This is a genomic window from Enterobacter sp. R-25 (assembly GCF_049913205.1).
In the GTDB taxonomy this organism is placed as follows: domain Bacteria; phylum Pseudomonadota; class Gammaproteobacteria; order Enterobacterales; family Enterobacteriaceae; genus Enterobacter; species Enterobacter ludwigii.
In genome coordinates this window covers 155735-170370 of sequence record NZ_CP183982.1, presented here as the reverse complement: position 1 = coordinate 170370, position 14636 = coordinate 155735, and the positions used below count along the sequence as shown (strand labels likewise).

The following is a 14636-nucleotide window of genomic DNA, read 5'->3' as shown; positions in this document are numbered from 1 at the left end:
AAAGAGAAAAGAAAACGCCTTCCGATGGAAGGCGTTTTTTTTGAATTACATATGTGCGGCGATTAAGCGCTGGTTATCCTGGTACATCGCGAACAGATAGTTGTTATAGCTCTGTCCCTTGGTCGAATAACCTTTCAGCTTGTGGATCATCGTGCTGGCCGTCACTTCCTGATCCGCTTTACGCAGCTGAGCGCGCGATTTACGGAACGATGAGTAGGCCGGATGCGTGTTCAGATTCACCACGTAGGCATTCACGGAATCTTTCACCGATTCAAACTGAGAATAACCTTTCACCTTACCTGGAGCATTGTTACAACGCCCCTTGATACATTTCATACCAAACAGGTTGTTGTTATTACGCGCCAGTTTCGAGGTACCCCAGCCACTTTCGGCTGCAGCCATGGTCGCAACCATGCTCCCCGGGATAATGTCGACACGCTCTAAGAGAGAGTTCCACGGCACACGGCGCGTGTTACCGTTCCAGCTCACCTTGTAGCGTTTGGTGATATCTTTCAGGCGCGCGCGTTCTGATGGCGACCAACGGCTGTCGTACTGTTTGGCAATCAACCAGTTACGATCCGCAGTAATCGCGGCGTTTTGACTTGTGATGTAAGGCATTACCGTCCGGAGAAACGCTTTTTTCCTTGGTGTTCCGGAAGGGTATTTTCGCAAATCAGGAAGTGAACTACTCTTTGCACTATTGCGAGAATACTCTTGTTTACTGCTAACCTTACTACTTGTCGTCTTTATTACGTGGGCTTTCTTACTCGTTGTATCCGTGTGCGTCTTCGCAAGCACCTCACCCGAAAATGCCATGGTGAGTAACATGAGTATCGCGGCCCCATATCGTCGAATGGGAGTCGATATCATTAGGTCTCCTGGTCGGATATAAACATTCCAACACCTTATTTTTTTCACAAATTTGAGAGCGGAATCTCAAATCATAACAAAAATAGACTGCAAGAGCACGTATAGAAATAGTCCAATTCCGAAACTATGTCACCTGAAACCTGCTCACATAAGCATCAATTCTGAAAAATTGTGCGCGAACTCGCAGATAACTTCCTAATTTTGCGCGGGATCACTCATCCTCACGCGTCATCCTTGCAGAAAGCCCCGGGGGATGAGTTTTTACCCCACACCTGATGGCACACTGGTCAAAAATGCCGCGACAGGAAAATGGAATGAAACGCACCGCATTAGCTTTTCTGATGTTACCCGCACTGGCTCATGCTGACTGGTCATCACCGGGTTTCAACGCCTTTAGCGCCGAAGGTACCGGGATATTCACCAGCCAGGCAAAGCTTGCGAAGGGTACTCGCCCTCTTACGCTGAGTTTTGACAACACGTGCTGGCAGCCAACGGATGCAATAAAACTCAATGAGATGCTGTCGCTTAAAAAATGTGACGGCACGCCGCCGCAGTGGCGACTGTTCCGCGACGGCGAGTATCAGATGCGTGTCGATACCCGCTCCGGTACGCCCACACTGATGCTGACTATTCAGAGCGCAACGGAACCGTCGCTTGCAAACGTTACCCGCCAGTGTCCGAAGTGGGACGGTAAACCCCTGACGCTTGAAGTTGGCAACGATTTCCCGGAAGGATCGGTGGTCCGTGATTTCTACAGCAAACAGACTGCAACAGTGCAGAATGGAAAAATCACCCTGCAACCCGCCGCCAACAGCAACGGCCTGCTGCTGCTTGAACGCGCCGAAACCGACAAACCTGCGCCGTTTAGCTGGCAAAACGCCACCGTCTATTTCGTGCTAACTGACCGCTTTGTCAACGGCGATCCCTCTAACGATAACAGCTATGGACGCCACAAAGATGGCATGCAGGAGATCGGCACCTTCCACGGTGGCGATCTCAAGGGGCTTACAACCCGGCTCGATTATTTACAGCAGCTGGGCGTGAATGCGCTCTGGATAAGCTCCCCGCTGGAGCAGATCCACGGCTGGGTTGGCGGTGGCACCAAAGGTGACTTCCCCCACTACGCCTATCATGGCTACTACACCCAGGACTGGACCACGCTTGATGCCAACATGGGCACCGAAGATGATTTACGCCACCTTGTCGATGAAGCGCATAAACGCGGTATCCGCATCCTGTTTGATATCGTCATGAACCACACGGGTTACGCGACGCTCGCAGACATGCAGGCGTTCCAGTTTGGGGCCCTTTATCTGCAGGGTGATGAACTGAAAAAAACGCTGGGCGAGCACTGGACGGACTGGAAGCCGGGAGCAGGCCAAAGCTGGCACAGCTTCAACGATTACATCAACTTCAGCGACAAAGCCGCCTGGGAAAAATGGTGGGGTAAAAAGTGGATCCGCACCGACATTGGCGATTATGACAATCCCGGCTTCGACGATTTAACCCTGTCGCTGGCATTCCTGCCGGACCTGAAAACGGAGTCGACGACCCCTTCCGGTTTACCCAACTTCTACCAACATAAACCTGATACCCACGCGAAGGCCATTTCGGGCTACACCCCGCGTGATTACCTGACCCACTGGCTCAGCCAGTGGGTACGTGACTATGGCATTGACGGTTTCCGTGTGGATACGGCAAAACACGTGGAGCTCGAGGCCTGGCAGCAGTTGAAAGATCAGGCAAGCCAGGCGCTGGCAGCCTGGAAAGGCGCGAACCCCGACAAAAAACTCGACAACACCCCGTTCTGGATGACCGGCGAGTCATGGGGCCACGGCGTGATGCAAAGCGATTATTACCGCCACGGGTTTGACGCGATGATCAACTTTGATTATCAGGAGCAGGCAGCAAAAGCGGTCGGTTGTCTGGCGGACATCGACCTGACCTGGCAGCAGATGGCGGAAAAACTGCAAAGCTTCAATGTCCTGAGCTATCTCTCGTCGCATGACACACGCCTTTTCCGTGAAGGCGGCCAGCGTGCCGCAGAGCTGCTCCTGCTCGCCCCGGGCAGCGTACAAATTTACTACGGCGATGAATCCGAGCGGCCATTCGGACCGACAGGGTCCGATCCATTACAGGGCACCCGCTCGGATATGAACTGGCAGGACGTGACGGGCAAGCAGGCCTTAACCGTCGCCCACTGGCAGGTTCTGGGCCAGTTCCGCGCCCGTCATCCCGCAATAGGTGAAGGCAAACAAACCACGCTGTCGCTGAAAGAAGGCTACGGCTTCGTTCGCGAGCACAATGGCGATAAGGTCATGGTGGTGTGGGCGGGTAATCAATAACGACGCCAACCGGTTCCCTCTCCCCCTCCGGGAGAGGGATATTTCACCAGAACAATCCACTACCTAAATACCTTCCCACCACATAAAACAACAATCCCGACCGCATCTCTCGATTTGCACCAGCACGGTGCTAGCGTTATGGTTACCCACTTTCAAAATAAGCTCGACAGATCACCTGCTATGACGTTTTCACTTTTCGGCGACAAATTCACCCGCCATTCAGGCATTACTCGCCTGATGGAGGACCTCAACGACGGGCTGCGCACACCAGGCGCCATCATGCTCGGCGGCGGAAACCCGGCTCAAATCCCGGAGATGAACACCTATTTTCAGACGCTGCTGGCTCAGATGCTGGAAAGCGGGAAAGCAACCGATGCGCTTTGCAACTACGACGGCCCACAGGGTAAAACCGAACTGCTGACACTGCTTGCTGAAATGCTGCGCAAAGAGCTGGGTTGGGATATCGAACCACAGAATATTGCACTGACAAACGGCAGTCAGAGCGCATTTTTCTACTTGTTTAATCTGTTCGCAGGCCGTCGTGCCGACGGCACCACCAAAAAAGTGCTGTTCCCGCTGGCGCCAGAGTACATCGGCTATGCCGATTCCGGCCTCGAAGAGGATCTGTTCGTCTCGGCGCGCCCGAATATTGAGCTGCTGCCAGAAGGCCAGTTCAAATATCACGTCGACTTTGAACATCTGCATATTGGTGAAGAGACGGGCATGATCTGCGTATCACGTCCAACCAACCCAACGGGCAACGTCATCACCGACGACGAACTGATGAAGCTGGATGCGCTGGCGAATCAGCACGACATCCCGCTGGTGATTGATAACGCTTATGGCGTGCCGTTCCCGGGGATCATCTTCAGCGAAGCACGTCCGCTGTGGAACCCGAACATCGTCCTGTGTATGAGCCTTTCCAAGCTGGGTCTGCCGGGCAGCCGTTGCGGGATCATCATCGCCAATGAAAAAATCATCACCGCCATTACCAACATGAACGGCATTATCAGCCTTTCCCCGGGGGGAATCGGCCCGGCGATGATGTGCGAAATGATCAAACGTAATGACCTGCTGCGCCTGTCGAACGAGGTTATCAAGCCGTTCTATTACCAGCGGGTACAGGAAACGATCGCCATTCTTCGCCGCTACTTACCGGAAGAACGCTGCCTGATCCACAAACCTGAAGGGGCGATTTTCCTGTGGCTGTGGTTTAAGGATCTGCCGATCACCACCGAGCTTCTCTACCAGCGCCTGAAAAAGCGCGGCGTGTTGATGGTGCCGGGTGATTACTTCTTCCCGGGGCTGGATAAGCCGTGGCCGCATACGCATCAGTGCATGCGCATGAACTACGTGCCCGATCCGGAGAAAATCGAAGCGGGCGTGAAAATTCTCGCCGAAGAGATCGAGTACGCCTGGCGCGAAGATAGCCAGTAACGCGTTACGCCAGATTATGCAGCCGTTCGGTGCGTAATCTGGCGGGGTCAACGCAGCGCAGCGCGTGGGTTGGGCACGCCTCCACACAGGCGGGTCCAGCCTCGCGATCTGCGCACAAATCACATTTCACCGCCTGAACGCGGTTCCCCACTCGCTGAACCTGCATCGCCCCAAACGGGCACGCTACCACACAACTTTTACAGCCAATACAGCGCGCCGGCTCCACCCGCCAGGCACCCGCGGTGTGGCGAATCGCCTGTGTCGGACAAACAGTGGCACAAGGGGCATCTTCACACTGATGGCAACCCACAGCCGTAGTGAATGCACCGCCTTTGACCACCCGAATGCGGGGCGTAAACGCGCCTGCAGAAAGCATTCCCTGATGCGACACCACGCAGGCCACTTCGCAGGTACGGCAGCCAATGCATTTTTCCGTATCAGCCAGGATAAATCGGTTCATCTGTCACGCTCCGCGCACGTTAAAACCCAACTCTTTTGAGATAGCCTCTGCCGTTTCCCGCAGCGGTTTCAGCAGGTTTTTTTCACCAATTTGCTTCATGCGGGACGTCGAGAGCGAAATGGAGATCGCGTACGGCACGCGGCCATGAATATCAAACACCGGTACGGCAAGACAGGAGACGCCCAGCTCGTTCTCTTCTTTATCCATCGCCATGCTGTGCTCGCGGATTTCCGCCAGCTCGTCATACATCGCGCTCAGTTCGGTAATCGTGTTGCGGGTGAGCGGCTGGATCTGCTCCTGATGGCTCTGCCAGTAGCTCGCCACATAGTCCTGATGACCAAACGCCATGTAGATTTTGCCCATCGCCGAACAATAAAGCGGCATATGCTGACCGATGTAAGCGCGCGTGCGCAGCATACCGGTTGTGGGCTCCAGCTTATAAATCAGAATCGCGTGATCGTCCTCGCGGCTTGAGAAGTTCACCGTCTCACCGGTGGCGATATTCAGCGTCTCAAGGTGCGGGGCCGCCACGTGAATGATATTCAGCGACGACAGCGCCTTTTGCCCGACGGCGATAAATTTGGTGGTCAGGCGGTAGCTGCCCGCCGCAGGCGCCGGGGTAACGTACCCGCACGACTGTAACCCCTGCAGTAAGCGGTGCACGGTGCTTTTATTCAGCCCTGCCAGTTCCGATAAATGGGCCAACGGACACCCGTTCGGGTAGTTGCTGAGGATCTCAATCAGCATCAGGCCGCGAAACAAGCTCTGGCTACCTGCTGGCCTCTCTTTTTCTTGCGTCATTTCGCTCTCTTTCGTGCTCATCCAATGGCTCCTTTTTATCGCGTCCTGATGGTAGCGCAAAGTGTGGTTCAGTTCACGATCTCAACAGAAAAAACACAACCAGTTGATTTTAATTGATTTTGAAAATCATGAATGTCGTTGATCTGGCAAAATTTGATCGCTATATTTGAAATCAGATTTCGCATAGTGAAATTTAGCGATAAAAAAGCACTCGCACTTGCCCCGACAAAAACAGGAGAACAGGGATGAAAGTGACCTTTGAAGAGTTAAAAGCGGCGTTCAGGCGGGTCCTGGTCGATCGCGGCGTAAAAGCGGACACCGCCGACGCCTGCGCGGAGATGTTTGCCCGCACCACGGAATCGGGCGTCTATTCACACGGGGTTAACCGCTTCCCTCGTTTCATTCAGCAGCTTGATGCCGGCGACATCATTCCTGATGCCCAGCCAACACGGGTGACCTCGCTAGGTGCCATCGAACAGTGGGATGCCCGACGTTCGATTGGCAACCTGACGGCGAAAAAGATGATGGATCGCGCCACCGAACTGGCCGCCGACCACGGTATCGGCCTTGTGGCACTGCGAAACGCCAACCACTGGATGCGCGGCGGCAGCTACGGCTGGCAGGCCGCAGAGAAGGGGTACATCGGGATCTGCTGGACTAACTCCATTGCCGTCATGCCAGCCTGGGGCTCGAAAGCGTGCTGCATCGGCACTAACCCTCTGATCGTGGCGATTCCGTCTACGCCGATCACAATGGTCGATATGTCGATGTCAATGTTCTCCTACGGCATGCTGGAAGTGAATCGCCTGGCCGGACGCACGTTGCCGGTGGATGGGGGCTTTGATGATGAAGGGCACCTCACCAGAGAACCTGGCGTGATCGAGAAAAACCGCCGCATTCTGCCGATGGGCTACTGGAAAGGATCGGGCTTATCCATCGTCCTCGACATGATCGCAACCCTGCTCTCCAACGGATCCTCCGTTGCGGAAGTGACCCAGGACAACAGCGACGAATATGGCGTGTCACAAATCTTTATCGCCATCGAGGTCGATCGTTTGATCGACGGACCCACCCGCGATGCCAAACTGCAGCGCATCATGGACTTTATCATCAACGCCGAGCGGGCTGATGACAACGTCGCGGTTCGACTGCCGGGTCATGAATTCACACGTCTGCTCGAAGAGAACCGCCGCAACGGCATCACCATTGACGACAGCGTGTGGGCGAAAATCCAGTCTCTGTAAGGAGTGGGCCATGATTTTAGGACATATATCGCAGCCAAATCCGTGTCGCCTGCCGCGGGCGATAGAGAAAGCACTCGATTTTCTGCGCACCACGGATTTCACGGCGCTGGCACCTGGCGTGGTGGACATTGACGGACGTAACATCTTTGCTCAGGTGCTCGACCTCACCACCCGGACGTGGGATGAGAACCGTCCCGAAGTGCACCGTCGCTATCTGGACATACAGTTTCTGGCATGGGGTGAAGAGAAAATCGGTGTCGCCATTGATACCGGCAATAACGAAATAAGCGAATCGCTGCTGGAACAGCGGGATATTATTTTTTATCACGGCAGCGAAAATGAATCATTTATAGAAATGACGCCCGGCACGTACGCCATATTTTTTCCGCAGGATGTTCACCGTCCTGCCTGCATTAAAAATAAGGTATCGGCAATTCGTAAAATTGTGGTGAAAGTAGCAATCAGCGAAATAGATTAATTTTCTGAACTCTATTGGGAATGCGAAATGACTAACACCGGTTTTATAATTGGTGCGTACCCCTGCGCACCCTCGTTTCACCAGCAAGGGGAACAAGAAGAGCAGGACTTCTGGCGAGCGCTTTCCGATACGCCAGATATTCGCGGGCTGGAGCAACCGTGTCTTGAGGATCTCCATCCGTTGGGTGACGAATGGCTGTTCCGCCATACGCCGGGAGACTGGCAAATGGTGGTTACCGCGGTGATGGAAACCATGCGCCGCCGCGGCACAAATGGCGCGTTTGGCCTGGCCTCTGCCGATGAAGAACAGCGCAAAGCCTGCGTTGAATATTACCGCCATCTGCTGCGAAAGATTGATGCCATCAATACTCGCTTTCCAGGCAAAATTATTGCCCTGGAGATGCAAGCCGCGCCGCAGGCGGGAAACCCGTCTGTTGAACAAGCTACCGCTGCGTTTTCCCGTTCTGTACGTGAAATCACCTCATGGGACTGGTCATGCGACCTGGTGCTTGAACACTGCGATGCCATGACCGGCCCCGCGCCACGCAAGGGTTTTTTGCCCTTAGCGCAGGTGCTTGAGGTGGTGAAAGAAACGGATATCAGCGTATGCATTAATTGGGCGCGGTCGGCTATCGAAGGACGCAATACCACGCTGCCGCCTGAACATGTTAAAGCTGCACTTGAGGCCGGGAAGCTGGGCGCACTGATGTTCTCCGGGACCTCCGTTCGCGGAGCGTACGGCGAATGGCAGGATCTGCACGCGCCATTTTCCCCGTTCTGCGCCGACAGTTTAATGACCACCGAACAGGTAAAAGCACTTTTTACTGCGGCGAGCGCCGCAACATTGAAATTCTCCGGTATTAAATTACTGGAAATAAATGCTAATGCTAACGTCAGCCATCGCATCTCTATTTTGCGCGACGGCATTAGTGAAATGAAAAAAGCAACGCAATAACAATAAAAATCTTATTCCGGTTACATTCACTGAGATATTAAATATGAATATTTCTACTCATGCTCTACAAGCGGATATTCCGCGCCAGCGCTGGTTAAGAATCATTCCGCCTATTCTTATCGCCTGTATTATTTCATATATGGACCGCGTGAATATCGCATTTGCGATGCCAGGCGGTATGGATGAAGAGTTAGGTATCTCTGCCACCATGGCAGGCCTGGCGGGTGGGATCTTCTTTATCGGTTATCTGTTCCTGCAGGTGCCCGGCGGCAAGATTGCCGTGCATGGCAGCGGTAAGAAGTTTATTGGCTGGTCGCTGGTTGCCTGGGCGGTGATTTCGGTCCTGACCGGCGTTGTGACCAACCAGTATCAACTGCTGGCACTGCGCTTCTTACTCGGTGTGGCAGAAGGCGGGATGCTGCCCGTGGTGCTCACGATGATCAGTAACTGGTTCCCGGATGCCGAACGCGGCCGCGCCAATGCGATTGTCATCATGTTTGTTCCCATTGCGGGGATCATCACCGCGCCCCTGTCGGGCTGGATTATCACCGCACTTGACTGGCGCTGGCTGTTCATCATTGAAGGGCTGATGTCCATTGTGGTGCTGGTGCTCTGGGTGTTCACCGTCTACGACCGCCCGCAGGAGGCTCGCTGGATCTCCGAGGCCGAGAAAAATTATCTGATACAAACGCTGGCCGCAGAACAGCAGGCTATTGCCGGAAAAGCGGTGAAAAATGCCTCGCTGAGGGCGGTTCTGTCCGACAAAACCATGTGGCAGCTGATTGCCCTGAACTTCTTCTACCAGACCGGGATTTACGGTTACACCCTCTGGCTGCCGACCATTCTCAAAGAGCTGACGCATACCAGCATCGGCCAGGTGGGAATGCTCGCCATCCTGCCTTATGTCGGCGCCATTGCGGGCATGTTCCTGTTCTCCTCACTGTCTGACCGTACCGGCAAGCGCAAGCTGTTCGTCTCCCTGCCGCTGATTGGCTTCGCGCTCTGCATGTTCCTCTCCGTGGCGTTGAAAGAGAACATCTGGCTGGCCTATGCCGCGCTGGTGGGCTGTGGCTTCTTCCTGCAGTCCGCTGCGGGTGTGTTCTGGACGATTCCGGCGCGCCTGTTCAGCGCAGAGATGGCCGGTGGCGCTCGCGGCGTGATTAACGCCCTGGGTAACCTCGGTGGGTTCTGTGGCCCTTACGCGGTGGGCGTGCTGATCACCCTCTACAGCAAAGATGCCGGGGTGTATTGCCTCGCGGTTTCGCTGGCGCTGGCCTCGCTGCTCGCCCTGATGCTACCGGCGAAATGCGATGCCGGAGCGGAACCCAACCCCGGCGTGAACCCGCATAAGCACGCAGCCTGATCCCCCCGCCCTCTCCTGAAGAGAGGGCGTAAGACAAGAGAGTCAACGATGAGTGAAAAAGAGCCCTTCTGGCTGGGTATCGATTGTGGCGGAACGTATCTGAAAGCCGGTCTGTACACCCGCCAGGGCCAGGAAGTCTGTATTGAGCGCCGCGCGGTTGCCACACTCAGCCCACACGCAGGCCACGCTGAGCGGGATATGCACCAACTCTGGCAGCAGTGCCACACCACCGTCGCCCTGCTGCTTAAGAAGGCCGACATTGGCGGCGCACAAATCAAAGGCGTCGGGATATCGGCACAGGGTAAGGGACTGTTTTTACTGGACGATCATGACCAGCCGCTCGGCAACGCCATGCTCTCCTCTGACCGCCGGGCGCTGGAGATTGTACAGCGCTGGCAGCAGGACGGTATTCCTGAAAAGCTTTATCCGCATACGCGCCAGACGCTATGGACGGGGCATCCCGCCTCCCTCCTGCGTTGGGTGAAAGAGAATGAACCGCACCGTTATCAGCAGATTGGCTGTGTGATGATGGCGCACGACTACCTGCGCTGGTGCCTCACCGGCGTTAAAGGGTGTGAAGAGAGCAACATCTCTGAATCCAATCTCTACAACATGAACACCGGGCAGTACGATCCGCAGCTCACACGCTGGCTCGGCATCGATGAAATTGACGGCGCACTGCCGCCGATCGTCGGTTCAGCAGAAATGTGCGGGGAAATCACCACTCAGGCCGCCGCCCTGACCGGTCTCGCAGCGGGTACACCCGTTGTGGGGGGGCTGTTTGATGTGGTTTCCACCGCGATCTGCGCCGGGTTACATGACGACAGCACGCTCAACGCCGTGATGGGCACCTGGGCTGTCACCAGCGGGATCGCCAACGGTATAGGCCATAACGAGCCGTATCCCTATGTGTATGGGCGCTACGTTCATCCGCAGCACTACATCGTTCACGAAGCCAGCCCCACCTCGTCCGGTAACCTCGAATGGCTGACCACACAGTGGGGCGACATGTCATTCGATGCGATCAACCAGGCCGTGGCCAGCCTGCCGAAAGCCGGAAGCGATCTGCTCTTCCTGCCGTTCCTCTATGGCAGCAACGCCGGGCTGGAGATGACCTGCGGGTTTTACGGCATGCAGGCCCTACACACCCGCGCGCATCTGTTGCAGGCGGTCTATGAAGGTGTGGTCTTCAGCCATATGACCCATCTTAACCGCATGCTACAGCGCTTCACGCACGTGCAGGCATTGCGCGTAACCGGCGGCCCTGCCCATTCAGATGTGTGGATGCAAATGCTCGCGGACGTCAGCGGTCTGGCAATAGAACTGCCGCAGGTCAAAGAGACCGGCTGTTCCGGCGCGGCGCTGGCCGCGCTGGTGGGTACCGGCGTTTATCCCGATTTCCGCACCGCGCAGCAGGCTGTCAGACATCACATTCGCGTCATCACACCCGACAAGCATGCCCATGCGGCCTACCAGCGCAAGTATCAGCGCTACCAGTTACTGATTTCAGCACTACAGGGCTATCACGCCCATGTTAAGGAGCACGACCTATGAGCCGACCATTACTGCAGCTGGCGCTCGACCATACCTCACTTCAGGCCGCACAGCGCGACGTCGAGCGGCTTGCGGATCATGTCGATATTATCGAAGCAGGCACCATTTTGTGTCTCACCGAAGGGCTTAATGCCGTGCGCGCACTGCGCCAGCAGTGCCCGGAAAAAACGATCGTGGCTGACTGGAAAGTGGCCGATGCCGGAGAAACGCTGGCTGAACAGGCGTTTGGCGCAGGCGCGAACTGGATGACCATCATCTGCGCCGCGCCGCTGGCAACCGTCGAGAAGGGTCACGAGGTGGCTCTGCGCTGCGGCGGGGAAATTCAGATGGAGCTGTTTGGTCACTGGACGCTGGATGATGCGCGTGAATGGCACCGTATCGGGGTCACACAGGCCATTTATCACCGTGGGCGCGACGCACAGGCCAGCGGCCAGCAGTGGGGCGAGGCGGATCTCGACAGCATGAAAGCCCTCTCGGATATCGGCCTGCAGCTCTCGATCACCGGCGGCATTACCCCCGCCGACCTGCCGCTGTTTAAGCAGATCAATGTGAAAGCGTTTATTGCCGGACGGGCACTGACAGGCGCTGCCAACCCACCGCAGGTGGCCCATGCATTCCATTCACACATCCGCGACATCTGGGGGGAGTAACCATGCGTCAGCATCCGTTAGGTATCTACGAAAAAGCGCTGCCGAAAGCGCTCACCTGGCCAGAGCGCCTGGTGCTGGCAAAAAGCTGCGGATTTGATTTTGTCGAGATGTCGATCGATGAAACTGATGAGCGTTTGTCCCGCCTTGAATGGAACACCGCGCAGCGCGCCTCTCTGGTTGAGGCGATGCTGGAAACCGGGGTCGCGATCCCGTCGATGTGTCTGTCTGCCCACCGCCGTTTCCCGTTTGGTAGCCGGGACGAGACCGCCCGCGAACGCGCACGCGCCATCATGACCAAAGCCATCCGTCTGGCGCGCGATCTCGGTATTCGCACCATCCAGCTTGCCGGGTATGACGTCTATTACGAAGAACATGACGAAGGTACCCGGCAACGCTTTGCCGAAGGGCTGGCATGGGCCGTGGAGCAGGCCGCCGCCGCGCAGGTCATGCTGGCAGTGGAGATCATGGATACCGCGTTTATGAACTCCATCAGCAAATGGAAAAAGTGGGACGAAATGCTCGCTTCGCCATGGTTCAGCGTTTATCCGGACGTCGGCAACCTGAGCGCGTGGGGTAACGATGTGGCCGCCGAGCTGACGCTGGGCATCGATCGCATCGCCGCCATCCACCTGAAAGATACCCAGCCCGTGACTGAACAAAGCCCCGGACAGTTTCGTGACGTACCGTTCGGCGAGGGGTGCGTCGATTTCGTGGGCATATTTAACACGCTGAATCAGCTCAATTATCGCGGCGCATTTCTGATTGAAATGTGGACTGAAAAAGCCAAAGAGCCGGTACTGGAAATCATCCAGGCACGCCGCTGGATTGAAGCCCGGATGCAGGAAGGAGGAATGACATGTTAGAACAACTCAAAGCCGAGGTCCTGGCGGCAAACCTGGCGCTGCCCGCCCACCAGCTGGTGACTTTCACCTGGGGCAACGTCAGTGCGGTGGATCGTGAACGCGGCCTGATGGTGATTAAACCCTCCGGCGTGGAGTATGACGTGATGTCCGCAGAGGATATGGTGGTGGTGGACATTGCCACGGGTCAGGTGGTCGAGGGGGTTAAAAAACCCTCTTCCGACACGCCAACCCACCTGGCGCTGTATCGCCGTTACCCTGAAATTGGCGGCATTGTGCATACCCATTCCCGCCACGCCACTGTCTGGGCGCAGGCAGGGCAGGATTTACCGGCATGGGGTACCACGCACGCTGACTATTTTTATGGTGCGATCCCCTGCACGCGGTTGATGACCCCGGCTGAAATTGCGGGTGAATACGAATACCAGACCGGTGAAGTGATCATCAAAACCTTTGAGGAGCGCGACGTAAACCCGATGCAGATCCCGGCGGTGCTGGTGCATTCTCACGGCCCGTTCACCTGGGGAAAAAATGCGGCCGATGCGGTACATAACGCTGTGGTGCTGGAAGAGTGCGCCTTTATGGGGCTGTTTTCACGCCAGCTTGCGCCACAACTACCGACGATGCAGCAGGAACTGCTCGATAAACATTACCTGCGCAAGCATGGAGCAAATGCCTACTACGGGCAGTGATTACCCGGAATTAATATGCTCCTTACAGTACCGCCGTTTCCAGACGGCGGGCGTTAAGCCGGTATGCTTTGAAAATATCTGCCGGAAATACCCGACATCATTAAAACCGCAGCGGGTTGCCACTTCGGTCAGGGACGCGGAGTCGTTCAGCAACAGCTTTTCTGCCGCCCTGACGCGCTGGCGATGGATCGCCTCCGTCAGGGTTAAGTGAAAGGTCCGGCGAAATACGCGTCCCAGATAATCGGCATTGCAGTGCAAGGCTTTTGCCAGTTGCGATGTGGAAAGCGGCAGATGAAACTGCGTGCGAATAAGCTGTTTTGCCTTCCATGCCATGGCCGCGCCGGCTTCATCGGCTCTGTCTTCATAACCTGAGGAGATCGACACTTGCTGTAAAATCAGCAGCAAAATCATTTCCAGCGCCACGCTTCGCTGTAATTTTTCCTGCTCACTCAGGAATTGCCGGAATAGCGCAATCACATATTGAGCATCGCGCACGCAGCAATGTTGTTCAATGGCCACCGGAAAAGCATGTGGCAAAGGCGACGATTGCGCTTCGACCTCAAAATGCAGCCAGTAGAACCGCAGGTCCGCCGGGAAATCTTCTGTCCCCACGTGTCGACGCGCCGGCCAGAGCAGTAAGCTCTCTCCCGCTTTCACCTCAAAGAGCGTGTTTTCTTCCTGGATCGTTAATGTCCCTTTTTCGACGAAGATAATCTCCCACGAGGTTAATTTGCGCGCCGGATGCCGGCCCACGCCCCGGGAAATAAAGAGCCCACCATTTTGCACTTTAATCGGAAGCGCTATGGATAATTCAAGCATGGATATTCACCATTCCGCTCTAATTGCCATTAATATTCATCTTATGCTTTGATTATTAATGAATATCTTCCTGCCTTCCCGATCGAAATCACAAATTTATCATCAGGTC

At 55.5% G+C, this 14636-nt stretch carries 14 protein-coding genes; 10 read left to right on the top strand and 4 right to left on the bottom strand.

Going from position 1 to position 14636, the window contains the following annotated elements:
* Positions 1 to 45 precede the first annotated feature (45 nt).
* Positions 46 to 870, bottom strand: a complete 825-nt coding sequence (locus ACN9MQ_RS00825; protein WP_020882650.1) for a protein bax — start codon at positions 868 to 870, stop codon at positions 46 to 48.
* A 314-nt stretch (positions 871 to 1184) separates the two neighbouring features.
* Here ACN9MQ_RS00825 and ACN9MQ_RS00820 point away from each other — a divergent pair, with 314 nt between their 5' ends.
* Complete coding sequence (locus ACN9MQ_RS00820) at positions 1185 to 3215, top strand: alpha-amylase (protein WP_020882651.1); 2031 nt, start codon at positions 1185 to 1187, stop codon at positions 3213 to 3215.
* 180 nt (positions 3216 to 3395) lie between these two features.
* On the top strand, positions 3396 to 4652 hold the full coding sequence (avtA, locus tag ACN9MQ_RS00815) for a valine--pyruvate transaminase (RefSeq protein WP_020882652.1): 1257 nt from the start codon (positions 3396 to 3398) through the stop codon (positions 4650 to 4652).
* A gap of 4 nt (positions 4653 to 4656) precedes the next feature.
* On the opposite strand, the gene ACN9MQ_RS00810 is transcribed toward avtA, so the two are convergent.
* A complete protein-coding gene (locus tag ACN9MQ_RS00810) occupies positions 4657 to 5112 on the bottom strand; it encodes a 4Fe-4S binding protein (RefSeq protein WP_032679988.1) in 456 nt (151 codons plus the stop codon).
* Between the two features lie 3 nt (positions 5113 to 5115).
* Complete coding sequence (gene yiaJ, locus ACN9MQ_RS00805; RefSeq protein ID WP_020882654.1) at positions 5116 to 5934, bottom strand: IclR family transcriptional regulator YiaJ; 819 nt, start codon at positions 5932 to 5934, stop codon at positions 5116 to 5118.
* A 224-nt stretch (positions 5935 to 6158) separates the two neighbouring features.
* Between yiaJ and yiaK the strand changes: the two genes are divergently transcribed.
* The 8 genes from yiaK to araD are packed head-to-tail and all read left to right on the top strand — an operon-like array spanning position 6159 to position 13708.
* Positions 6159 to 7157: a 3-dehydro-L-gulonate 2-dehydrogenase gene (gene yiaK / locus ACN9MQ_RS00800; RefSeq protein WP_014168108.1), complete on the top strand. Its 999-nt coding sequence runs from the start codon at positions 6159 to 6161 to the stop codon at positions 7155 to 7157.
* 10 nt (positions 7158 to 7167) lie between these two features.
* Complete coding sequence (locus ACN9MQ_RS00795; RefSeq protein ID WP_020882655.1) at positions 7168 to 7635, top strand: YhcH/YjgK/YiaL family protein; 468 nt, start codon at positions 7168 to 7170, stop codon at positions 7633 to 7635.
* 27 nt (positions 7636 to 7662) lie between these two features.
* Complete coding sequence (locus tag ACN9MQ_RS00790; protein WP_426021477.1) at positions 7663 to 8589, top strand: DUF4862 family protein; 927 nt, start codon at positions 7663 to 7665, stop codon at positions 8587 to 8589.
* Positions 8590 to 8632: 43 nt separating this feature from the next.
* On the top strand, positions 8633 to 9952 hold the full coding sequence (locus tag ACN9MQ_RS00785) for an MFS transporter (RefSeq protein WP_047742797.1): 1320 nt from the start codon (positions 8633 to 8635) through the stop codon (positions 9950 to 9952).
* A 48-nt stretch (positions 9953 to 10000) separates the two neighbouring features.
* Positions 10001 to 11506, top strand: coding sequence for an FGGY-family carbohydrate kinase (locus ACN9MQ_RS00780; RefSeq protein WP_426021478.1), 1506 nt, complete (start codon positions 10001 to 10003; stop codon positions 11504 to 11506).
* Complete coding sequence (ulaD, locus tag ACN9MQ_RS00775) at positions 11503 to 12156, top strand: 3-keto-L-gulonate-6-phosphate decarboxylase UlaD (protein WP_426021479.1); 654 nt, start codon at positions 11503 to 11505, stop codon at positions 12154 to 12156. Before ACN9MQ_RS00780 ends, ulaD begins: the two co-directional genes overlap by 4 nt.
* A gap of 2 nt (positions 12157 to 12158) precedes the next feature.
* Entirely contained in the window at positions 12159 to 13019 is an 861-nt protein-coding gene (locus ACN9MQ_RS00770; RefSeq protein ID WP_073397584.1) for an L-ribulose-5-phosphate 3-epimerase, read from the top strand.
* Positions 13013 to 13708, top strand: coding sequence for an L-ribulose-5-phosphate 4-epimerase (gene araD / locus ACN9MQ_RS00765; protein ID WP_014168101.1), 696 nt, complete (start codon positions 13013 to 13015; stop codon positions 13706 to 13708). The genes ACN9MQ_RS00770 and araD overlap by 7 nt, the downstream gene beginning before the upstream one ends.
* Here the strand turns inward: araD and ACN9MQ_RS00760 are convergent, their stop codons facing one another.
* The gene (locus ACN9MQ_RS00760; RefSeq protein WP_025206441.1) at positions 13709 to 14527 is read right to left on the bottom strand and encodes a helix-turn-helix domain-containing protein; all 819 of its coding nucleotides are present in this window, start codon (positions 14525 to 14527) and stop codon (positions 13709 to 13711) included. It lies immediately after the preceding gene.
* Positions 14528 to 14636 lie beyond the last annotated feature (109 nt).

Excerpts from the sequence above, each read along its gene's own strand:
- ACN9MQ_RS00785 (WP_047742797.1), top strand. The coding sequence starts at position 8,633 with ATGAATATTTCTACTCATGCTCTACAAGCGGATATTCCGCGCCAGCGC.
- avtA (WP_020882652.1), top strand. The coding sequence starts at position 3,396 with ATGACGTTTTCACTTTTCGGCGACAAATTCACCCGCCATTCAGGCATT.
- ulaD (WP_426021479.1), top strand. The coding sequence starts at position 11,503 with ATGAGCCGACCATTACTGCAGCTGGCGCTCGACCATACCTCACTTCAG.
- ACN9MQ_RS00795 (WP_020882655.1), top strand. The coding sequence starts at position 7,168 with ATGATTTTAGGACATATATCGCAGCCAAATCCGTGTCGCCTGCCGCGG.
- yiaJ (WP_020882654.1), bottom strand. The coding sequence starts at position 5,934 with ATGAGCACGAAAGAGAGCGAAATGACGCAAGAAAAAGAGAGGCCAGCA.
- ACN9MQ_RS00760 (WP_025206441.1), bottom strand. The coding sequence starts at position 14,527 with ATGCTTGAATTATCCATAGCGCTTCCGATTAAAGTGCAAAATGGTGGG.
- araD (WP_014168101.1), top strand. The coding sequence starts at position 13,013 with ATGTTAGAACAACTCAAAGCCGAGGTCCTGGCGGCAAACCTGGCGCTG.
- ACN9MQ_RS00790 (WP_426021477.1), top strand. The coding sequence starts at position 7,663 with ATGACTAACACCGGTTTTATAATTGGTGCGTACCCCTGCGCACCCTCG.
- ACN9MQ_RS00810 (WP_032679988.1), bottom strand. The coding sequence starts at position 5,112 with ATGAACCGATTTATCCTGGCTGATACGGAAAAATGCATTGGCTGCCGT.
- ACN9MQ_RS00820 (WP_020882651.1), top strand. The coding sequence starts at position 1,185 with ATGAAACGCACCGCATTAGCTTTTCTGATGTTACCCGCACTGGCTCAT.
- ACN9MQ_RS00770 (WP_073397584.1), top strand. The coding sequence starts at position 12,159 with ATGCGTCAGCATCCGTTAGGTATCTACGAAAAAGCGCTGCCGAAAGCG.
- ACN9MQ_RS00825 (WP_020882650.1), bottom strand. The coding sequence starts at position 870 with ATGATATCGACTCCCATTCGACGATATGGGGCCGCGATACTCATGTTA.
- ACN9MQ_RS00780 (WP_426021478.1), top strand. The coding sequence starts at position 10,001 with ATGAGTGAAAAAGAGCCCTTCTGGCTGGGTATCGATTGTGGCGGAACG.
- yiaK (WP_014168108.1), top strand. The coding sequence starts at position 6,159 with ATGAAAGTGACCTTTGAAGAGTTAAAAGCGGCGTTCAGGCGGGTCCTG.